This is a genomic window from Mucilaginibacter sp. P4_C11 (assembly GCF_056402115.1).
The window spans coordinates 174575-194396 of record NZ_JBFUIA010000003.1 but is presented as its reverse complement, the minus strand read 5'-3'; the positions used below and the strand labels follow the sequence as shown (position 1 = coordinate 194396).

Sequence of the window (19822 nt, the reverse complement as noted above, 5' to 3'; positions counted from 1 at the left end):
GTCTTTGTTACCTGTTTTACTTAGGATGCGTAGTGGTTTTTTATCTGGTTGGCCAATTGAGCCATAACATAGGCGCCTAACTTGCCCCTGCTGCAAACCACATTGCTGCGGTTTTTATCAAAATTAACTTCTGCAATAACTTTACCCTGGTCAACCACGCGGAACTTTCCTGCTTCGTTGGGTAAAACAGCTACCGCGCGTTCATCATTTTTAAAATTGATTAGCACGTGAAACTGATGCTGTGGTATAAATGCTATTTGCTGTAACATAAAACCCTCCTTTCGGTTAATAAATTGCCTGAAAAATAAAAGTCAATTGGTTACCATAAAGTTAACGAAATTAGTTTTAATAAATTGCTATGTTTTAGCATATTTTTTAGCCAAAATATTATAATATCTTAGCCTAATTATACGCTGCCAGCTATGAAGTATTTGTTTAACCTGTTTTTGCTGTTTTTTGCTGCACTTTCGTGCCAGGGGCAAAAACTTAAGCTTGTTTTAAACCTCACAAAAGGCAATACTTACAATATGGTTATGGCCACCACATCGGCCATAACGCAAACCCTAAACGGGCAGGTAAACCATGTTGACGTTACAGTAACGGGCACAACAGCTTTTAAGGTGCTTAGTGCCGACGATTCGCTGTACTATATGGAAGTTACCTACAAGTTCCTGACTATGAAGATGCAGCTACCCGAAGGACCGGTTAACTTTGATTCAGAAAAAAGAGACCCGGCTGATTTGATGTCGTCAATGATGGGCGCGTTAATTGATAAGCCTTTTACGGCAACGTTTACCAGGAGCGGCAAAATTCGTTCGGTTAACAATGTGGAGCGGATGATATCATCGGTACTGGATGGTTTCCAGGAAATTCAGGGCGTGCAGAAAGAGGAATTAAAGGCAAAATTCATCCAATCGTTTGGCAGCAATGCTATTAAAGGCAGCATCGAAATGTCGACCGCTGTATTCCCCGAAACGGCGGTTGCCCGGAATGATAAATGGACAATAAACACAACCCTTCAAAGTACCATGAAGGCCAACGTAGCCATGGTATATCAGTTAACCGATGCCACGCCGGCCAGCTACATCATTCATGGCGAAGGCAGCATTACTACCATCCCCGCCGCGCCGGATGCCCAGATGAAATATAATATGAAAGGCACCATGGTATCTGATGTTAAAGCCGACCGTGCAACCGGGTGGATCACCGAATCAAAAATAAAGCAAAGCATAGGCGGTACGGTAGCCATAAAAGATACCCCCGACAGCCCGGGTGGCGCCACCTTCCCGATGAGCATGGTGAGCCAGACGGTTATTACTGATAGATAGTTCATTGGTTCACTTGTTCATTAGTTCATTGGTACTGTCTTTTCGTTCACTGGTTCATTGGTCTTGTCTGGTTGGATTACCAGGTAGGAGCATTCAGTAAAAAAATAATCGCGCACTGTGTTCGCTATGCCCGCGTTCCAATGAACCAATGAACCAATGAACCAATGAACCAATGAACCAATGAACCAATGAACCAATGAACCAATGAACCAATGAACTAATGAACCAATTTATTACCTTCGTACCATGTCACCCGCCGAAGCTAAAAACCAGATCCAGGCCATCAGCGCCGAATTGAAGCAGCACAATTACAATTATTATGTGCTGGCTATGCCTACCATCAGCGATTTTGATTTTGATAAAAAGCTGGAAGAGTTAAACAAACTGGAAAAGGAGTTTCCTGAATTTTTAGATCCCGATTCGCCTACGCAAAAGGTTGGCGGCGAGGTTACCAAAGAGTTTGTAACGGTAAGGCACCGCTGGCCAATGCTATCGTTAGGTAATACCTACAATGAACAGGAATTGCTGGATTTCGACCAGCGCATCCGCAAAGCTATTGGCGATAGTTTTGAATATGTTTGTGAACTTAAGTTTGACGGCCTGAGCATGAGCTTAACCTACGAAAATGGCAAATTGGTACGCGCAGTAACCCGGGGCGACGGTACACAAGGCGATGAAGTAACCACCAATGTACGCACCATACACAGCATACCTAAAAAACTGACATCTGGCGAATATCCCGACCTGTTTGAGATTCGGGGCGAGGTATTTATGCACCTGAAAGCTTTTGAACGTTTGAATAAAGAGCGTACTGATAACGGCGAAATGACCTACGCCAATCCCCGTAATTTTGCATCGGGCACTATGAAACTACAGGATTCGGCCGAGGTGGCCAGGCGGCCGCTGGATTGTTTCCTGTATGGTTTATATACCGAAAAAACGTTATTTAAAACCCATTGGGAAAGCCTGGAAGCTGTTAAAAGCTGGGGCTTTCATGTAGATAACCATAGCAGGCTTTGCAGCGATATTAGCGGTGTACTGGAATTTATAAGCCACTGGGATAAAGAGCGGTTTAACCTGAGCTATGATATCGATGGCATTGTTATAAAAGTTAACAACTACTCGCAGCAGCAGGAGCTGGGCTTTACATCCAAATCGCCGCGCTGGGCTATATCCTATAAATTTAAAGCCGAGCGGGTAGAAACTGAATTATTGCAGGTAACTTACCAGGTAGGCCGCACAGGTGCCGTTACCCCGGTTGCCAATTTAAAACCGGTGTTGCTGGCGGGCACAACCGTAAAACGCGCCACCCTGCACAATGCCGATGAAATTACCGAGCGCCTTAAATTGCACGAGCACGATACCGTATTTGTAGAAAAAGGAGGGGAGATTATCCCCAAGATCATTAGCGTTAATTTGGATAAGCGAAAGCCCGATGCCAAACCTATAGCATACATAACCCATTGTCCTGCATGTAACACCCTGTTGCTGCGCACCGAAGGCGAAGCCGCGTGGTACTGCCCTAATGACGAAGGCTGCCCGCCGCAAATTGTGGGTAAAATGCAGCATTTTATAGGCCGGAAAGCTATGAATATTGATGGCCTGGGCGACGAAACCATCGAGACACTGCACTCGCGCGGGTTTATCAACCACATCAGCGATATTTATGATTTGCATACCCATGCGGCAGAATTAAAGCAGATGGGGCGCTTTGGCGAAAAATCTATCAGCAATATGTTGGATGGCATTGAAAAATCAAAACAGATGCCATTTGAAAAAGTACTGTTTGGATTGGGGATCAGATACGTTGGCGAAACTGTAGCCAGGAAACTCGCCTTCCATTTTAAAACCATTGATAAACTGATAGCTGCCACCGAAGAGGAACTTACCGCCGCTGATGAAATTGGCGGCCGGATTGCCCAGAGCATTGCCGAATACTTTAGCGATGAAAAACATAAGCAGGAGATAGAGAAATTGAAAGCCGCCGGATTACAATTTGTAGCTGTTGAAAAAGAAGTGACCCTGGCCAGCGAAAAATTGGCTGGCCAAAGCTTTATCATTTCGGGCGTGTTTGAAAAGTTTTCGCGCGATGAGCTAAAAGATATCATTGAACAAAATGGCGGCAAAATTTTGAGCAGTATTTCGGCAAAGCTAAATTATCTTGTTGCCGGCGATAACATGGGGCCTGCCAAGCTCGAAAAAGCCCAAAAGCTAAATATTCCAATCATCGGCGACCAGGAATTATTGGATTTGATTTCCTAGTTTTTAATTTTTTTAAGTAGAAAATTAAAAATATTCCTGGGGTGATACAATAATGACTTTAAATGCTTTTTTTGAATAAGTAAAAACCCGAACAGCAATATTTACGTAGGTTTAAATAATGCCCGCCTCTGGTTGTGCAGTTATACGCTTTTAAAACATCAGGATATGAAAGGTTTTACACAAATTCAGGACAGTATTTTTGTTGAGCCTTGTAAAGATTGCGGCGAAAGGCCCGTGGTTGAGCAACAGAAAGGGCTGTTTATAGTTAGATGTCCTAAACACAACAGTCACTATCAAACCAAACCGGGGTTAGCTGATATTAACGACTGGAACCTTAAAAACAAAGTGCATACTTCGTTAGGCGCTAAGGATACAAAACCCTCAAAAGAGGCATCCTGAGTTAAGACTTGTTAATATATGCCATTCATATTTCACACAATTTAACAATTAACTGTTGTAACATTTGGTAAATAAGCTACATCTTAGTGTAAATACTGCCTAAATGAAGTTTACCACACTATTGCTCCTGCTGTTTAGTTTCAGTATAGCTGCCTTTTCACAACAGTTTGCTATTAGTGGTAAAATTACCGATGAGGGCAACCATCCAATTCCGTTTGCTTCCGTATATGTAAAAAACACTACCAAAGGGGTTTCGGCTAATAGCGAGGGTATATATTCCCTGCAATTAGCACCCGGTAATTATGAGCTGCAGTTGAAAGCAGTGGGGTATGGGCAGCAAATCAAACAATTAACGCTCGCCCAAAACCAGGTTATCAACATCAGCCTGAAAACAGAAACATACCAGCTGAAAGATATTACCATACGCGCGGGTGGCGAAGACCCCGCCTACGCCATTATCCGTAAAGCCATCAAAAAGCGTAAAACCTATTTAAACGAGGTGAAAGCGTATACCTGCGATATTTATATCAAGGGTTTGCAAAAATTACTGGCCGCTCCTAAAAAATTTATGGGTTTTGATGTGCAAAAAGCCACCAGCGAGGCCGGGCTCGATTCCAGCCGCACAGGTATTGTTTACCTGTCGGAATCTGAATCGAAATACAGCTTTATGCAGCCCGACCTGGTGCACGAGGTGCAGGTATCCTCAAAGGTATCGGGCTATAACCGCGCCTTCAGCTTTAACCGGGCATCAGATATGCTGGTAAACTTTTACCAGAATTTTGAAAGCTGGAAACGTTTGAGCAACCGCCCGCTGGTATCGCCAATTGCCGAAAATGCCCTGTTTTATTATAACTATAAACTTATTGGGGCGACCATCGAAAACGGCGAAACTATCAACAAAATACAGGTAACACCCAAGCGTGGTTACGACCCCTGTTTTGAAGGATATATTTATATTTTGGACGATAGCTGGCGTATTGCCTCTCTACAGCTTTTTATCACCAAAAAATCCAACATTAATTATGTAGACACGCTGAAGATAAGCCAGCAGTTTTATCCGGTTGATGCCGGGATCTGGATGCCCGCCACCATTAAGTTTGAGTTTACAGGCGGTGTGTTTGGTTTTAAGCTCGGCGGATATTTTATAAGCGTATATAAAAATTACAACCTGGCCCCCGTGCTCAACAAAAAAGATTTTGCCGAACGCATTAACATTACCAAAGGCCACGATAAAGACTCGGTTTACTGGGCACAGGAGCGGCCTATCCCGCTTACCGACGAAGAAAAGAAAGATTACGAAGTTAAGGGAAAACTGGCCATTAAACGGGAATCAAAACCATATCTTGATTCGTTGGATAAGGCCAATAACACCTTTAAATTGAGCAACCTTTTACTCACAGGTATTGATACCCGCAACCGTTACAAAAAAGAATCTTTTCATTACAGCAGCGTCCTCAACTCGGTGCTATATAATACTGTTGAAGGTTTGGCTATTAACTACGGGGTAGGGTTTACCAAGATGATTGATACGGTTGATAACCGCTTTATAGCCGTAAACGCCAGGGTACGTTATGGTTTTGGCAATCACTTGTTTGGCGGCGTTGCCGGTGTTTCGCTCCCGGTAAAACGGATGACGCTGAGTTTTAACGCGGGATCGGACGTTACCGATCTTAATAACCTGCAGCCGGTATCAGCATTTGTAAATTCGGTTTATACGCTTTTCAGGCGGGAGAATTTCCAGAAACTTTACCAAAAACAATTTGCATCGGCATCATTTGCCGGTCGTATCAGCGGCGGCTGGCAGGCCAGTGCCTATGTGGAATGGGCAAATCGTAAATGGTTGCCCAACACAACCGATTACAGCTTTTTTAATAATAACAGGCAGTTTACTTCAAATAACCCGCTGTTGCCAGCACAGGATGTGCCGTTGTTTCCCGAAAACCAGTCTTTTAAAATAAGCGCCCGCACCAGCTACAATTTTAGTAATAGGTATGAAACCTACCCATTTGGCCGCAGGTACCTGCCTTCAAAGTATCCAACCATCGGTATTAACTATACAAAAGGTGTAAGTGGTGTACTGGGCAGCGACGTGGATTACGACCAGCTAAGCGCTGATATTTCTAAATCGGATATCGACCTTGGATTTTACGGCCAAACCTCGTTTTTTATTGGCGCCGGTAAGTTTATCAACGCAGGCAAAATATACTTCCCCGATTATAAACACTTTGACGGCGACCAAACCCACGTGTACAAACCATCGTTCAACCGTTTTTTGCTGTTAGATTATTACACCTTCAGCACAGCCGATAAATACCTGGAAGGCCACCTGGAACACAACTTTTCGGGTTTTATAACCAACAAGATTCCCATTTTAAGAAACCTGAAGTTGCAGGAGATCATCAACATTAACTACCTATCAACCCCGGCGCTTAAAAACTATACCGAACTGGGTGTTGGCATACAGCGCGGCTTAGTACGCGTAATGTACGGCCGCAGCTACAATACGGGCAATAACATCAGGAATGCGTTAAGGGTGGGGATATCTTTATAGTATCAAGTAGTTAGTATCAAGAATCAAGACTGCTGCATTTTAAGTATCAAGTATTAAGTATCAAGTATCAAGTATCAAGTATCAAGACAGCTGCATTTATTTGCAGATTGTATTAGTGCTAAACCCCAATCATATCTTGCTACTTGATACTTACTACTTGATACTAAAAAAAAGATACTCACTACTTGATACTTTCCCCTTATATTAGCATCCTTTAATTTAACTCATGAATATATTTTACGGAACGGGGGTAGCCATGGTGACCCCTTTTCAGGCGGATGGTCAAGTTGACTACGACGGGTTGAGCAACCTGATTGAACATTTGATTGATGGCGGGGTGGAATACCTGGTATCATTAGGTACAACCGGCGAAAGTGCCACATTGAGCGAGGCTGAGCGAAAGCAGGTTTGGGCCTTTACCGCCGAAGCAGTAAATAAGCGCGTGGGTTTAGTTGCCGGTATTGGCGGCAACAATACACACGAAGTTGTTGAGCAAATAAAATCATTTAACACAGCCGGTTACGATGCTATTTTGTCATCGAGCCCGCATTATAATAAACCAACGCAAGAGGGTATTTACCAGCATTATAAGGCGATAGCGCAGAATACGCAGCTGCCCATTATTTTGTATAATGTACCCAGCCGTACGGGCAGCACCATTAGCGCCGCTACAACCGTGCGCCTTGCAAACGATTTTAAAAATATAATCGGCATTAAGGAAGCATCCGGTAATTTTGATTTGTTTAACCAACTGATGAGGGATAAGCCTGAAGAGTTCTTATTCATATCGGGCGATGATCCGGTTACTTTGCCTATGATGGCTTTAGGCGCTGTGGGTGTAATATCTGTAATTGGTAATGCCCTGCCCCGCCAACTATCAGATATGGTGCGCCTGCTGCTTAATAACGATTACAAAGGTGCTCACAAAGCCCATTACAGCCTGATTGAATTTACCCACCTGATGTTTGCCGATGGCAGCCCAGCCGGTGTAAAAACAGCCTTGAAGCAATTGGGTATTTGCGGCGATACGGTAAGATTACCGCTTGTGCAGGTTGGCAGTGCAACGGCAGAAGCCATAATTAAGGAAACGAAAAGTTTAGCTTAAAATAGCTAAACTAATTTAGCAAAAAAGCCACGTCAGTTTTGATGTGGCTTTTTTGTTGGGATATTGTAAATAACAATTTATACCTATTTTAGTATCCATAAAATGGATTGTGTTAAACTCATAGCAAAATATAACGACCTCGGCATAGCCGAAGTGATAGACCATGACAAGTTTAACCTGATCGCTATTGACCATCATTCTACCCGGATTGAAGGATCAACCCTTACCGAGATAGAAACACAGGTACTTATTAATGAAGGCCGCACACCTAATGGTAAACCTTTACAGGAAAGCCTTATGGTAACCGATCATCATGCCGCCCTTTTGTTTACTATACAAAACGCCAAAGCAAAAAATAAACTTTCGGTAAGCCTTTTGCAGCAAGTGAATGCGCTGGTAATGAAAAGCACCGGAAAAGTTTATAATACCATGTTAGGTACGGTGGATTCGGCTACAGGTGCTTTTCGTAAAGGTAACGTTACCGCCGGGGTTTCTTATTTCCCGAATTTTGATAAGGTGGAAAGATTAACCGGCGATTTGGTGAGGAAACTAAATGATGAGATGGGTAAACCTCTATCTGTTCAAGAGCAATTAAATCTTTCTTTTGATGCCCATTTTAACCTGGTCAGCATCCATCCTTATTATGATGGCAACGGGCGTACCTCGCGTTTGTTAATGAATTACATACAGGCTTATTATAATTTGCCTTTGGCGATAGTGCAAAGCGAAAACAAGGCGGCTTATACTCAGGCCCTGGTTGATACCCGTGAGCAAGAGGATGTTGAGGTCTTTCGTGATTTTATGAATAGCGAATATGCATTGTTGCTTGGCAAAGATATAGCAAAGTTTGAGGAGATGAGCAAGCCATCAAAAGGCGGCGGATTTACTTTTCTTTTTTAAATAAAAAACCCGGTTATTGATTGTAACCGGGTTTTTATCAGGGGAATAAGATTGATCAAAAAATCTTCCTTAGCTTTCTTTGTTTTTCGCCTCCTGAACCTCAAGGCGGATAGCCTGTGCCAGGTTTTTAAGATCTTGCATACCTTTGCGAACACGGGTTCCGGCAGCGCTGTTTCCTTTGTTGTAGAATTTGTCGGCGTCAGCCTCTAAAGAAGCTACAAGCTCCTTTACTTCAGTAAATTTTTTCATTTAATTACTCCTTTTAAATTATGAGGTCTATTGTTTTTAATTAAAGCTAAGCTATAAGGTTTTTTTTTAATTAAAAATTTTTAAAGTCGAAAAATAGTGCCTTTACAGTGGTTTTTTTCCACATTTTGAAGCTGGGCCGGATATTTTAGCCTTAATTATATAGTATGAAAACAAGAGTTTGGCCTTAGTATATTATGGCTATGCTTAATTGATAAAATGCATATTTCAATAATATGTATTATAAATACTATTAAAGATGAATTATGATGTTGATTTAACATATTATTTAATTTTTTTAATTTATTAATTGGAAACAACAGATTTATGCGGTGCCCCTGGATTTAAAGGCTGGCGGGGAGGGCAATCGCGTTTAGGATTTTCATGGGCAATTATTTAGAGTTGTGCCTGTCAAAACAGGTTGCTCTGCCCCGGGGGGCCAGATTCAATAGTCCATTTCAATTATTCGTGTATCTTTGGTATAGTAGTTTTCACTAAAGTAGCCACCGGCCAGCAGGTTTTACCATGTACGAAGTTATTACCCAATCATTACGCGCACTGGTTGATTTTACCGACGAGGAGCTTTTTTTATTTATGCAAAGGCTTAAGCCGCTCAGCTTAAAAAAGTATGCTTTTTACTTAAAAGAAGGCCAGGTTTGCAAAAGCATGGTGATTGTATTTAGGGGCGGGTTAAGATATTTTTCGCGCAGCGAGAAGGGCGACAATACTTTAGGTTTTGCATTTGAGGGCGAATGGATTGGCGATTATGAAAGTTTTTTATTACAAACCCCATCGCCCGATTTTATTGAAGCCCTGGAAGATTGTGAACTGTTTACCTTGAGCTACGCCGATATGCAGGCTTTGTATAACCATAGCCAGCGCTTTGAACGCTTTGGCCGCATGATAGCCGAAAGACTGTTTATTGACACCGCCAGAAACAACCGGAATTTAAAAATGCAATCGGCCGAAGACCGGTATCTCGACCTGCTTACCAAACAGCCCCATATATTTGAAAGGCTCCCCCAGCATTTAATTGCATCGTACCTGGGCATTCAGCCGCAAAGCCTTAGCCGTATCCGGGCCAGGCTATCAAACGCAAAAAATTAACTCAGGTTAATAAATCAACATCGCTTTTTAACCTCATATCATTTCAGGGCTAAGCTATTAGCCCCAGTTTTGTGCTGCGCATTTTAAAGCTTAAAGCAGAAGGCACAAAGCTTAAAGCGCTTGATTTTAGCCGGGCCAACGTTGCCGGGCTGGAGTTAATTAGCAGGCTTTTAAATAAAAACAACACCACTAAATCAAAAATAATATGAATCCGGCACAGGTTTTTTCTATCGTTAGCGGCATGGCAGCTTTGCAGTGGCTTTTGTTAATTGTAACACCTAAATGGAAAGTTGCGCAGTGGTTGGTTAAACACGCAGCTGTTCCCTTATTGCTTTCGGTAATTTACTGCATTTACGTTACCGGTTTTTTTAGTATCCAAGGTGGCGGTTTTGGGTCGGTACAGGAGGTACGAACACTCTTTGGCAACGATAACCTGTTGCTTGCCGGTTGGGTTCATTACCTCGCTTTTGATTTATTGATTGGTTTTTCCATCATTAAATCGGCCCGGGCTTCGGCGGTCCCGCATTGGCTGGTTATACCCTGCCTGGTGCTCACCTTTATGTTTGGCCCTTGCGGCTATTTACTTTATCAAATTGTCAACAAAATCAAATCATCCAAATGAAAACCTTTTTCGTCCGTATCAAGACTATTAGTCCCCTTCTTTATTACTGCGCTTTGGGTCATTTAGCTTTATTTATACTGATGCTCATCATCGCCCAATTTGATCACCGCCAACTGATGGGGATTAACTTGTGGACAAAGCCCATCAAATTTGCTATCTCCATCGCCATATACTGCCTAACATGGCCTCTGTTATTACAATACCTGCCTTATGAACAACTCAAAAGGCGTTTTGCGAATTTTACCGTGTTTGCCATGAGTTTTGAGATGCTGGCCATCGCCACGCAGGCCGCAAGGGGGCAGCTATCGCACTATAATACTTCGGGTGCTTATAATGCACTGGTATTTAGTATGATGGGGATAGTGATAGTTTCCCAAACCCTGTTTGCCTTATATATGGGCATAAAGTTTTTTAAGGTGAAGGCAGCACAATTAACACCTGCGTTGCTGTGGGCTATTCGCCTGGGTATAATTATGGCCTGCATCTTCGCACTTGAAGGCGGTGTAATGGCATCGCGCCTGGCCCACACAGTGGGCGCCGCCGACGGAGGCCCCGGCCTGCCGCTTTTTAACTGGAGCCGTATAGCCGGCGATTTACGGATAGCCCATTTTATGGGCCTGCATGCACTACAGATTGTACCGCTGTTTGTTATTTTCAGCGGGATTAAAAGTGCCAGGCCGTCGGTTATTTTCGCCTTAATTTATTTTGTGCTGGTTTCGTTGTTATTTTATAATGCTATGTTGGGCAGGCCGTTGTTTTAGAAAAGCAAATTTAGTACTAAGTCTGGAGTACTAAGTCTGGAGTCTGAAGTCTGGAGTCTGAAGTCTTAAGTCAGTTTTGCTTTTCAGACTTCAGACTTGGTACTTCAGACCTAGTACTTCAGACTTAAGACTACATATATTTCCCGTTTACCAGCCACTTGGCTATCCGTAATATAGTATGTTCATTTTTATCTACCCCAGCAGAAGCAAGAATGGTTTTACCAAATCCATCGGGCGCAATGGTATAAGGCATAATTTGGTTATCCTTTTTTGTGTTTATGATAAATTTAGATGCGCTGTTACCACCCGTAAAACTTACTTTGGCAACTATCAAACCATCGGGCAGGCTAAATTCGTAAGTGTCGCCCTCCGGGCCCGACGAAATATTTTTAAACTTGCCAATGGGTTCCAATCCCTGGTAAATCATGTTATCGTCTTTTATCATAACAGGAAACATCATGTTTCTTTTTACAATATTGTATTCTGTTCGTACAATAGGATTTTGCTTTTCAGCGCTATAAATTCATTTATTTTTGCCTCTTTAAGCTTATCGTCAACTATTATCCCGCTTTGGCCTATTAGTTTAGCAAAAGATTTTTCGGCATTTAATATACTCAGTGTAAATAAGCCCACCTGGCTGGTTGTTAAAAAAGAGAAGCGATAGTAAAAGTCGGTATTATTTTGAGGATCGGGTGGTAAATCGCTGGCTAAAACGGCTATGATTAGTTTTTCGCCGCTCATGGAATACAGTTCATAATTGGCGGGCTGGGCAAACCCCGCTTTAAGCTTTACTATCTTGGCAATCTCTTTGCCATCAACACTAAGCATCCCCGATTTGTAGGAAACGGATTGGGCAGCCAAAGGGCCGGCCAGCAATAATAACACCACCGATGTGATTACCGCCTTAATTGTTTTTCTCATTTTTTGTACTTGTAAGGTTAATTTTGATAACTGTTTAGGTTTATGGGTCTTAAATTGCTAATTGGCTAGGCCCAATTAAAGGTAACGATATTTAACAGGTATGCTATTAATTATATGTTAAAATACATCCCCGGAAATCAGGGCATTGCCCCAACCGGTAGAAGTTGGCGCCCGGGCTTTACGCTCATACACCTGCAGGCATTACGCACGTAGCCTGTATCCGCTGCAATCCCTAATGCGGCGAAATTATTTACCGTAAAAACACCCGGTTAAAAAGGTGCTATTTACGGCGTTATACCCTCAGCCCGCTACCGAGATTTGGTGTATTCAATCACCATTAAAAATCATAAAACAATGTTACTATTTAATGAAAAACACGAGCAGTTAAACGCGGATGCTGTAGCTGCCGACCTGGCCAACCTTGATAATGTTGCAACCCCAACAGACGACGAAGTTGAAGCCATATTACAGGATTATTATAAACAGGCATTGCAGCTTGAAGGTGCCCACCGTGGTTTCACGGCCTCATTTGCGGCTCCCGCTTTTCCGGGTATAGGAAGCATATTGGATGCTATCCGCAAATTCATTTGTGGTATTGTAAATGAGGGCTCAACTACGCAGCAAATTATTGATGCCATACTACAGGCAATTGCTTCAGTTATTCCGGGCGGCATCATTATAAACCTTTTGGTTAAGCCTATTATCAAATACATCTTGTCAGTAGGCATTAAGGCTTTTTGCCCGGTAAACCCGGCTTAATGTTAAACAACAAACCTAAACTTTATTGAGCCTGGTTAACGGATGTTTGGCCGCGGCACAGGCAAAAAAAAGCTGCCGCTTAAAAGTGACAGCTTCTGCATTTTTATGTTTCCTCAGTTCTCTTAAAAAATCTTCTGCAACAAATCAGGATGGTGCGCGTGCAGCTTCACAATCAGTTCGCCAAACAGGGTATTTGCCCAGGCAAACCATTTGCGGGTAAAGTTATTTGCATTGTCCTTATGGAAACCTTCGTGCATAAAACCAGTGCCGGCGTGGGTATTTTTAAGCATATGCAGGCAGCGGGTAATCTCTAATTTATCTGTCGAGGTAAGGGCACGCATGGTGATAGCCATTGGCCAAATAAAATCAATACCTACGTGCGGGCCGCCAATGCCTTCCGCAGCTTTGCCTTTAAAAAAGTAGGGGTTATCCAAACTCAATACAAAGCGGCGGGTGTTTTGATATAACGGATCGGTTACCGGCAACGAATCGAGGTAGGGCAGTGCCAGCAGGCTGGGCACGTTGCTATCATCCATCAGTAACTGGTTGCCATAACCATCAACCTCAAAGGCTAAAATTTTGCCATATTTTGGATGATTTACCACCGCGTATTTTTTAAGGGCGGCTTCTACTTCGGCAGCAAGCGCTGTGCATTCGGCGGCTGTTTTGACATCTTTACCTATAACACTAAACATTTCGGCCATTTGCTTTAAGCTGGTAACCGCAAAATAGTTGGATGGTACCAGGAAGGGGTATATCGTAGCATCATCAGATGGGCGGAAGATGCTGCAGATAAGCCCGACGGGTTTTACCGGGTTGCCATAACCCCTGTTTGGTGCAGTATCGCTGGCGGTTTCTGTTTTACGCTGAAAATGGTACGGGCCTTTGCCGTTTTTGCGTTGCTGTACTTTAAAAGTATCTAGTATGGTTTTGCCTGCTTTTTGCCAGGTTTCGTCAAAAAAGCTGCTGTCGCCGCTTATTTTCCAGTAGTTATAGGCCAAACGCACCGGATAGCAAAGGGAATCAATTTCCCATTTGCGCTCATGCAGTTCGGGTTTCATATCGGTAACGTCGCTGTCCCATTCGCTGCCGGTTGGGCCTTCGTTAAATGCATTGGCGTACGGGTCAATCAGTACGCATTTAGCCTGGCGGCTTAATACGCCCTGGATTACTTTTTTAAGCGCCGGGTCGTTTTTAATCAGCGGCAGGTACGGCCAAACCTGTGCCGAAGAGTCGCGCATCCACATGGCAAAAATATCGCCGGTGATTACAAAGGTATCGGGCTTGCCGTCTTTTTCTGAATAATTTACGGTAGTATCTAAGGTATTTGGATAGCAGTTTTCAAAAAGCCAGGCTATTTCCGGATCTTTTATATCCGCTTTAACTTTTTGGATAGTGGCTTCAACAGCTTTGCTGGTAAATTTACGGTCGGCCAGTTTGGGCCGATGGCTTTCAAATACAGGGGTGGCTTTGCCCAGCCAGCTTGTAGCAGGCACAACGCCAAGGCCTAAACCGGCAGTGGCCACGCTGTTAATTTTAATAAAATGTCTTCTGGTGATCATAAGTAGTTTAAATGGTAGATGTAAAAATATAAAAGCGTTTTACAATCCGAAAAAAAACGTGCTAAATTGTTTTAGAGAGTACCAAGTAGTAAGATTTTTAATGCGCGGGTTGTTAGTCTGAACTCGGATTAAACGAGCCACAGGGTTTTTTGTGCCTATCAATTTTGAATCAGTCTCCATCCAGCAAATCAAATCTTTCTCATCCCATAATCTAATGAATCGTGATCCAAAAAAAAGCGATATAGATTGGTTGACCGTAGAACCAATCTATATCGCTTTTAATGATATCCGATTTAAGTATTTTAGTCAATCTTTTTAAACTTAGTTGTAATACTATCGTCGCCGTAAACTGGGTGGGCGGTAAACTCTAAATGCGGATAATTAGACAGCTTGCCCCCAAAGGCAATGTTTCTGCCGGTGTAAGGAATACTGATATAATAATCATCGTCTTTTTTATATACTATCCAGGTTACGGTATTGTAACCATCATTTAGCGGTATTTGCTCAAGCGAGGCTGCTGTTCCGGTAAAAACCCGCTGCCCTCTGCCATCGCTGTTAAGTGTGTAAATATCTATTTGGCCATCGTAAGGTTTGCTCCAATCACCTTCCCATGATCCTTTTGCCGCATTTGTATATAAAGTGGTAGAGTCAATTTTTACTGATGTAGCATTAAAGTTTACTGATGATACATTAATTATGTAGCTACTGCCGGTAACAATGGTGGCTTTTGCTACATGTTTAGTACCAGCCGCACCCTTTAGCACCCAACGATTGGTGGTATAGCCGCTGGCATCGGTTACTGTTTGTGCCGCCCCTAATCCTGTACCGGTTATTCCGGCGGTATTTTCTGTCCAATTGATTTTTATATTTTGCACGGGCTTCAAATTAGCATCAAGCACCTGCACCTTTAAAGGTTTTAAAACAGCGGAGCCTGTTGCTGCCGTTTGGTTGTTGGTTGTATTATCTGCCAAAATGCTCAGTTGTGGCTTGGATTTAACAGTAATGGTAAATGTTGCCGATTTTTTATTGAAAAGATTGCCAAATGTAAAAACCACGGTAAGCGTTTTTTGAGTGCCGTTGTCAATTGCCGGATCAACGGTGCCCATATGCACTGTCGAAAGTCCGTCGGCATTTGTTTTAACTTTTATACTTAGTGAATTACCTGTTGACGAGGTAGCCATACAGGTGCCACTCAATGCAATTGGCGAGCCATCTGCTTTAGTGGTTTTTACCACAAGATCATTTAACTTATCGCCATAATAAACCACCTGGTTATCACCCGATGATTTTTCGATGGTATAAGAAAGCGAAGCTTTATAGCTGCTTAATTTTCGTTGTAAGATATCAAACTGGCTTACTATTTTATCAAATTTTCCAGTTAGGCTTGTCTTAGCCGTGGCTTTAATATTTGTTATCTTTTGCGACAGCGTTTCAAATTTAGCAGCAGCTATTTGCTGGATATTAAGCATGTTTACAAGCTTTCCTTTATCTATGTTTAAACGCTCCAGGTCGGCGCCATAACTTTGGGTTAGTTTACCTATGGTATAACTTATTTTATAATCGGGAAGGCATTTAAAACTTGCAAGTACCAGGTCCTGGATTTGCGGCACAAGGTTGTCTTTATTATTGTCAACTACAGCATCCCGTGAGTCAAACACCCTTAAGTTGCCTTCGGGCTGTGTGTACTCACCCGCTTTGGTTTGTACCAGATCAAATAATACTTCTTTTGTATTAGCCGTATAATCAATATCGTAGCCAACTGTACGTACAAGTGTATCGTTGTAGGTGCCTATGCTGACCGCGAATTTATCTGCTTTGTTATCTGGGTTAATTGTGCCTAAAATTATGGTGTTTTCATCGGCTGCTTTTGCATACGTATACCTGATGCCATCGGCTGCGTTGTAAAAAATGTAGCCCGTAACACCAGCTATTTTTCCATCCTGGTCTGTATTTCCCATACAACTAAGACTATCAGCGCCAAATGAAAATATGGCGAGCGGGATATTTACAGTATTTGGCGGGTATTTTTGGGTGAGGTAAACATTTCCCAGGTTATCAACCAGTCCTGCGTTATTAATAGAGTCGCCTTTGGCCAGTTCTTTTGTCGTGGGGGCGTTATCAATTTTGGAGTTAGTACCATCCTTTTTACAGCTATAAAAAACACCTAAGCATATAAATAAAATTAAAGTGCGTGCAATGAGTTTATTGCTGTTAAAACTGGTTCTGCATTTAAGACTGTGCTTTTTCATTTCGGGATAGGGTTTAGCTTTCACAAATTAATCACAAATTAATCACAAAAAATCAGTTGAAAAATACCTAAAAGCGGGTATTCTGAACCTGGATCAATCAAATTAAGGGGGAGACACAAGACCTTATCTCTCGGGTTTGTTTAATTGTGAATGAATGCTCTTTCTGATGTGCAAATTGTTTTGTTTATATGAAACTCAGATTAAACAGATTAGAAAGAAGTACAGGATTTTATAAACGATCAACCTATGCGGCTGCAAATCAAAATCCAAAGATTCGATCATTCCGTTTAATCTGAGTTCAGAAAGATTTTGCGTAGGGACCTGCCAAAGACATCGGTATATACTATTCGTATCCGTTTTTAGCACCAGCGCTGCGCCGGGTTTAAAGTTTTAATTTATAAAGCCCGTTTCGGCGGGCCTCACCTGCACTTTTTTTTGTCGTGAGGCAAAAAAGGTTTTAAAAGGGAGTTTGAGTTTGGTTTTGCCGCCTTTTTCTGCAACTATTTTTATTTCGGTAACCTGGCCATCGGCTTTTTTAAGGCTTACTAAAAACGGGCCTTCGGTGCGCAGGTTTTCAAAGGCCAGGTTTTGCCAGCTTGCCGGTGTGGCGGGCAGTACTTCTATAAAGCCAGCAGAGCTTTGTATCAGCATTTCCTGCAGGCCGGATGCAAAGGCGAAGTTACCTTCCAATGTAAAGGGCCTGTACACAAATTTTGAATAGCCTGATTTGGTTTGATCGCCGTTTAAATGAAAACTATTGACAGAGCAAAAAATGCAAAAGGAAGTCAAGGCCTGGCAAACGCATCGAATAACAAAGAAGCTACCATTAACTCGCAATTTACCAACGAGGATGCGCGGATTAAACTAAAAAGGCGTTATCCGACAATTTTAGATTGACATGACACTAGTACGAAAAGTGGGCGGATAGGTTTAGTATAGATAGTAAGATGTTGTAACATATTTGTGTACCAATGCGATTAGTTTTGTATCAGGGGGATATAAAGCTTAAACGGAATTGCGTCCTAGTATCAAACCTGTTTTTACCACTCCTTAACAATAACTCAACAATAAAAGGTTTACTTTTGCCCGATGAAAAGCTACCAAATCATGCTATTTGCTGCAATGTTCGCGCTATCTGCCTGCAGTGTTAATACTAATAAAACGAGCAGTGTTAAATCCGACTCTACGATACAAGAAACTTCTGTTAAAGCTATCGTGCAAGGTGTTATAGCCGAATTGAGCATAAAAGATACCATTAAAACAGGCGATTCGGTGTTGCTGAAATTTACCGTGCGTAACCTTGCCGATACCGCGCAGCAGTTTTGCAAATGGCATACGCCGTTTGAACCCTTGATGAGCAAATATTTAGAAATTGTGAACGAAGCAGGCGTGGAGGCTGATTACAAGGGTGCCATGGCTAAAAGGATTATGCCGCCGCCGGCAAGTAGTTATATAAAGCTTAATTCAAAGGATACCCTTTCGGCAAATGTTGATCTGCTTAAAGGCTTCGCCATTACCAAACCGGGTAAATACACCGTTACCTATGTTGGCCAAAATATGAGCGGCCTGGTGGTAAATAAGAGCATATCATTTGTTTATTTAAAATGATTTTGATGGATAGAGCGCTATCGGCCTCGGTTTTTTACTTTACCTAACAATACTTTATCTTTCATCAAAAGAATCCCCCATGCATCATCCTGAAGAAAACCCCTGGAAAATAACCTCCGAGAAATCAGTTTACGATAATCCCTGGATCAGCCTTACCGAGTACCAGGTAATTAACCCATCGGGTAATCCGGGCATCTACGGTAAAGTTCATTTCAAGAACCTGGCTATAGGCGTTTTGCCATTGGATGATGAACTGAATACCTATTTGGTTGGTCAGTACCGCTTTACCGTTGATGAGTACAGCTGGGAAATGCCTGAAGGGGGAGGGCCGGAGGAAACTGATCCCCTGGAATCAGCCAAACGCGAACTCCTTGAAGAAACCGGCCTGAAAGCTGGTAACTGGACGGAGTTGATGCGGCTGCATTTAAGTAACTCGGTGAGTGATGAACTTAGTATTATATACTTAGCCCGTAACCTTACCCAACACGAAGCCGAACCGGAAGATACCGAGCAACTCATCATCAAAAAAATCCCCTTTGCCCAAATGTATAAAATGGTTTGCAACGGCCAGATTACTGATGCTATGACCGTTGCTGCGGTGCTAAAAGTGCAATTATTGCTTTCAGAAAACCTTTTGTAACCTTACACGTTTACAAAAAATGCCTAAATTTGGCAGTTGATGAAAAAGTTTTTAGGCTATTTTCTTACCCCCGTGGCAACGGGAGTATTTTTATTGATACTGGTTATATTTCAGCCTATTCAATGGGCGTGTTTCCGTTTTTTTGGCTATTCGGCACATAAAAAATCGGTTGATATCCTGAATCTGTTTCTGTTGCGGTCGGTTTACTTACTGGGTAATACGGTAACTTTTATCAACAAGCAAAACCTGCCGGTTGGGCGTCCCATCATATTTTTAGCTAACCACCAGGGTTTGTTGGATATACCGCCAATGATCTGGTACCTGCGTAAATACCACGCCAAGTTTATCTCCAAAATTGAACTTACCAAAACCATCCCCTCGATATCCTACAACCTCAGGCATGGTGGCGGGGCTAATATCGATCGTAAAGACCAGCGTCAATCCATTACCGAAATTATGAAGCTTGGTGTGCGGATGAAGGAAAATAATTGGTCGGCCGTGATATTTCCCGAAGGCACACGCTCAACAGACGGCACAATAAAAACTTTCCAGGTAGGAGGCATAGCCACGATACTGAAAAAATGCCCCGAGGCGTTATTGGTGCCTATAGCGATTAAGGATTCATGGAAAATGATCCGCTATGGGCAGTACCCCCTTAATACATTTACGCCCATGAAGTGGGAAGTACTTACCCCCATTGAACCAGCCGGCCGCCCGATAGAAGAAGTGGTATTGGAAGCCGAGAACCAGATCAGGGCTGCGCTGGCTTCTTAATTTGAAGATTTGAAAATTTGAGGATTTG

The 19822-nt window shown here is 42.5% G+C and carries 21 protein-coding genes and 1 pseudogene; 15 read left to right on the top strand and 7 right to left on the bottom strand.

Annotation, left to right across the window (positions count from 1 at the left end; all coding sequences use genetic code 11):
- Positions 1–20: 20 nt before the first annotated feature.
- Positions 21–269 carry a hypothetical protein gene (locus tag AC1DU2_RS04065; protein WP_147053111.1) on the bottom strand — a complete coding sequence of 83 codons (249 nt, stop codon included), beginning with the start codon at positions 267–269 and terminating at the stop codon, positions 21–23.
- Positions 270–422: 153 nt separating this feature from the next.
- On the opposite strand from AC1DU2_RS04065, the gene AC1DU2_RS04060 reads away from it, so the two are divergent.
- The 6 genes from AC1DU2_RS04060 (at position 423) to AC1DU2_RS04035 (ending at position 8545) form a co-directional block, all read left to right on the top strand.
- On the top strand, positions 423–1328 hold the full coding sequence (locus AC1DU2_RS04060; RefSeq protein ID WP_477382913.1) for a DUF6263 family protein: 906 nt from the start codon (positions 423–425) through the stop codon (positions 1326–1328).
- Between the two features lie 246 nt (positions 1329–1574).
- Positions 1575–3590, top strand: a complete 2016-nt coding sequence (gene ligA, locus AC1DU2_RS04055) for an NAD-dependent DNA ligase LigA (protein ID WP_477382912.1) — start codon at positions 1575–1577, stop codon at positions 3588–3590.
- 165 nt (positions 3591–3755) lie between these two features.
- Complete coding sequence (locus AC1DU2_RS04050; protein ID WP_477360605.1) at positions 3756–3989, top strand: hypothetical protein; 234 nt, start codon at positions 3756–3758, stop codon at positions 3987–3989.
- Between the two features lie 103 nt (positions 3990–4092).
- Positions 4093–6540 (top strand): DUF5686 and carboxypeptidase regulatory-like domain-containing protein, encoded by a 2448-nt coding sequence (locus tag AC1DU2_RS04045; protein ID WP_477382911.1) that lies wholly within the window; start codon positions 4093–4095, stop codon positions 6538–6540.
- 226 nt (positions 6541–6766) lie between these two features.
- The gene (gene dapA / locus AC1DU2_RS04040) at positions 6767–7645 is read left to right on the top strand and encodes a 4-hydroxy-tetrahydrodipicolinate synthase (RefSeq protein WP_477382910.1); all 879 of its coding nucleotides are present in this window, start codon (positions 6767–6769) and stop codon (positions 7643–7645) included.
- Between the two features lie 102 nt (positions 7646–7747).
- Positions 7748–8545, top strand: a complete 798-nt coding sequence (locus AC1DU2_RS04035; protein WP_477382909.1) for a Fic family protein — start codon at positions 7748–7750, stop codon at positions 8543–8545.
- A gap of 69 nt (positions 8546–8614) precedes the next feature.
- On the opposite strand, the gene AC1DU2_RS04030 is transcribed toward AC1DU2_RS04035, so the two are convergent.
- Entirely contained in the window at positions 8615–8794 is a 180-nt protein-coding gene (locus tag AC1DU2_RS04030) for a histone H1 (protein WP_090652322.1), read from the bottom strand.
- Between the two features lie 522 nt (positions 8795–9316).
- Between AC1DU2_RS04030 and AC1DU2_RS04025 the strand changes: the two genes are divergently transcribed.
- The 4 genes from AC1DU2_RS04025 to AC1DU2_RS04010 all read left to right on the top strand — a co-directional run bounded on the left by AC1DU2_RS04025 (position 9317) and on the right by AC1DU2_RS04010 (position 11281).
- Complete coding sequence (locus tag AC1DU2_RS04025; RefSeq protein ID WP_477382908.1) at positions 9317–9898, top strand: Crp/Fnr family transcriptional regulator; 582 nt, start codon at positions 9317–9319, stop codon at positions 9896–9898.
- Between the two features lie 71 nt (positions 9899–9969).
- Positions 9970–10107 (top strand): hypothetical protein, encoded by a 138-nt coding sequence (locus tag AC1DU2_RS04020; protein ID WP_477382907.1) that lies wholly within the window; start codon positions 9970–9972, stop codon positions 10105–10107.
- Positions 10104–10520: an ABA4-like family protein gene (locus tag AC1DU2_RS04015; RefSeq protein ID WP_477382906.1), complete on the top strand. Its 417-nt coding sequence runs from the start codon at positions 10104–10106 to the stop codon at positions 10518–10520. The genes AC1DU2_RS04020 and AC1DU2_RS04015 overlap by 4 nt, the downstream gene beginning before the upstream one ends.
- Before the next feature lie 80 nt (positions 10521–10600).
- On the top strand, positions 10601–11281 hold the full coding sequence (locus AC1DU2_RS04010; RefSeq protein ID WP_477382905.1) for a hypothetical protein: 681 nt from the start codon (positions 10601–10603) through the stop codon (positions 11279–11281).
- Between the two features lie 130 nt (positions 11282–11411).
- On the opposite strand, the gene AC1DU2_RS04005 is transcribed toward AC1DU2_RS04010, so the two are convergent.
- A complete protein-coding gene (locus tag AC1DU2_RS04005) occupies positions 11412–11741 on the bottom strand; it encodes a hypothetical protein (protein WP_477382904.1) in 330 nt (109 codons plus the stop codon).
- An 8-nt stretch (positions 11742–11749) separates the two neighbouring features.
- Entirely contained in the window at positions 11750–12202 is a 453-nt protein-coding gene (locus AC1DU2_RS04000; protein WP_477382903.1) for a hypothetical protein, read from the bottom strand.
- 354 nt (positions 12203–12556) lie between these two features.
- On the opposite strand from AC1DU2_RS04000, the gene AC1DU2_RS03995 reads away from it, so the two are divergent.
- Entirely contained in the window at positions 12557–12961 is a 405-nt protein-coding gene (locus AC1DU2_RS03995; RefSeq protein ID WP_477382902.1) for a hypothetical protein, read from the top strand.
- A 122-nt stretch (positions 12962–13083) separates the two neighbouring features.
- Here the strand turns inward: AC1DU2_RS03995 and AC1DU2_RS03990 are convergent, their stop codons facing one another.
- From AC1DU2_RS03990 to AC1DU2_RS03980, 3 genes are all read right to left on the bottom strand, one after another.
- On the bottom strand, positions 13084–14523 hold the full coding sequence (locus AC1DU2_RS03990; RefSeq protein WP_477382901.1) for a glycoside hydrolase family 125 protein: 1440 nt from the start codon (positions 14521–14523) through the stop codon (positions 13084–13086).
- 302 nt (positions 14524–14825) lie between these two features.
- A complete protein-coding gene (locus tag AC1DU2_RS03985) occupies positions 14826–16772 on the bottom strand; it encodes a hypothetical protein (protein ID WP_477382900.1) in 1947 nt (648 codons plus the stop codon).
- A gap of 390 nt (positions 16773–17162) precedes the next feature.
- Positions 17163–17480 (bottom strand): glycoside hydrolase family 95-like protein, encoded by a 318-nt coding sequence (locus AC1DU2_RS03980; protein WP_477382899.1) that lies wholly within the window; start codon positions 17478–17480, stop codon positions 17163–17165.
- Between the two features lie 58 nt (positions 17481–17538).
- On the opposite strand from AC1DU2_RS03980, the pseudogene AC1DU2_RS03975 reads away from it, so the two are divergent.
- The 4 genes and pseudogenes from AC1DU2_RS03975 to AC1DU2_RS03960 all read left to right on the top strand — a co-directional run.
- A pseudogene (locus AC1DU2_RS03975) lies at positions 17539–17669 on the top strand (IS630 family transposase); the annotation flags it as partial.
- Positions 17670–17861: 192 nt separating this feature from the next.
- Positions 17862–18380: a protease gene (locus AC1DU2_RS03970; RefSeq protein ID WP_477360581.1), complete on the top strand. Its 519-nt coding sequence runs from the start codon at positions 17862–17864 to the stop codon at positions 18378–18380.
- A gap of 79 nt (positions 18381–18459) precedes the next feature.
- Positions 18460–19020 (top strand): NUDIX domain-containing protein, encoded by a 561-nt coding sequence (locus AC1DU2_RS03965; RefSeq protein ID WP_477382898.1) that lies wholly within the window; start codon positions 18460–18462, stop codon positions 19018–19020.
- Positions 19021–19059: 39 nt separating this feature from the next.
- The gene (locus AC1DU2_RS03960; protein WP_477382897.1) at positions 19060–19794 is read left to right on the top strand and encodes a lysophospholipid acyltransferase family protein; all 735 of its coding nucleotides are present in this window, start codon (positions 19060–19062) and stop codon (positions 19792–19794) included.
- Positions 19795–19822: the final 28 nt, after the last annotated feature.

What these genes read in the sequence shown, in the direction of transcription:
- AC1DU2_RS04065 (WP_147053111.1), bottom strand. Translation starts at nt 269, where the DNA reads ATGTTACAGCAAATAGCATTTATACCACAGCATCAGTTTCACGTGCTA.
- AC1DU2_RS04060 (WP_477382913.1), top strand. Translation starts at nt 423, where the DNA reads ATGAAGTATTTGTTTAACCTGTTTTTGCTGTTTTTTGCTGCACTTTCG.
- ligA (WP_477382912.1), top strand. Translation starts at nt 1,575, where the DNA reads ATGTCACCCGCCGAAGCTAAAAACCAGATCCAGGCCATCAGCGCCGAA.
- AC1DU2_RS04050 (WP_477360605.1), top strand. Translation starts at nt 3,756, where the DNA reads ATGAAAGGTTTTACACAAATTCAGGACAGTATTTTTGTTGAGCCTTGT.
- AC1DU2_RS04045 (WP_477382911.1), top strand. Translation starts at nt 4,093, where the DNA reads ATGAAGTTTACCACACTATTGCTCCTGCTGTTTAGTTTCAGTATAGCT.
- dapA (WP_477382910.1), top strand. Translation starts at nt 6,767, where the DNA reads ATGAATATATTTTACGGAACGGGGGTAGCCATGGTGACCCCTTTTCAG.
- AC1DU2_RS04035 (WP_477382909.1), top strand. Translation starts at nt 7,748, where the DNA reads ATGGATTGTGTTAAACTCATAGCAAAATATAACGACCTCGGCATAGCC.
- AC1DU2_RS04030 (WP_090652322.1), bottom strand. Translation starts at nt 8,794, where the DNA reads ATGAAAAAATTTACTGAAGTAAAGGAGCTTGTAGCTTCTTTAGAGGCT.
- AC1DU2_RS04025 (WP_477382908.1), top strand. Translation starts at nt 9,317, where the DNA reads ATGTACGAAGTTATTACCCAATCATTACGCGCACTGGTTGATTTTACC.
- AC1DU2_RS04015 (WP_477382906.1), top strand. Translation starts at nt 10,104, where the DNA reads ATGAATCCGGCACAGGTTTTTTCTATCGTTAGCGGCATGGCAGCTTTG.
- AC1DU2_RS04010 (WP_477382905.1), top strand. Translation starts at nt 10,601, where the DNA reads ATGCTCATCATCGCCCAATTTGATCACCGCCAACTGATGGGGATTAAC.
- AC1DU2_RS04005 (WP_477382904.1), bottom strand. Translation starts at nt 11,741, where the DNA reads ATGATGTTTCCTGTTATGATAAAAGACGATAACATGATTTACCAGGGA.
- AC1DU2_RS04000 (WP_477382903.1), bottom strand. Translation starts at nt 12,202, where the DNA reads ATGAGAAAAACAATTAAGGCGGTAATCACATCGGTGGTGTTATTATTG.
- AC1DU2_RS03995 (WP_477382902.1), top strand. Translation starts at nt 12,557, where the DNA reads ATGTTACTATTTAATGAAAAACACGAGCAGTTAAACGCGGATGCTGTA.
- AC1DU2_RS03990 (WP_477382901.1), bottom strand. Translation starts at nt 14,523, where the DNA reads ATGATCACCAGAAGACATTTTATTAAAATTAACAGCGTGGCCACTGCC.
- AC1DU2_RS03985 (WP_477382900.1), bottom strand. Translation starts at nt 16,772, where the DNA reads ATGAAAAAGCACAGTCTTAAATGCAGAACCAGTTTTAACAGCAATAAA.
- AC1DU2_RS03970 (WP_477360581.1), top strand. Translation starts at nt 17,862, where the DNA reads ATGAAAAGCTACCAAATCATGCTATTTGCTGCAATGTTCGCGCTATCT.
- AC1DU2_RS03965 (WP_477382898.1), top strand. Translation starts at nt 18,460, where the DNA reads ATGCATCATCCTGAAGAAAACCCCTGGAAAATAACCTCCGAGAAATCA.
- AC1DU2_RS03960 (WP_477382897.1), top strand. Translation starts at nt 19,060, where the DNA reads ATGAAAAAGTTTTTAGGCTATTTTCTTACCCCCGTGGCAACGGGAGTA.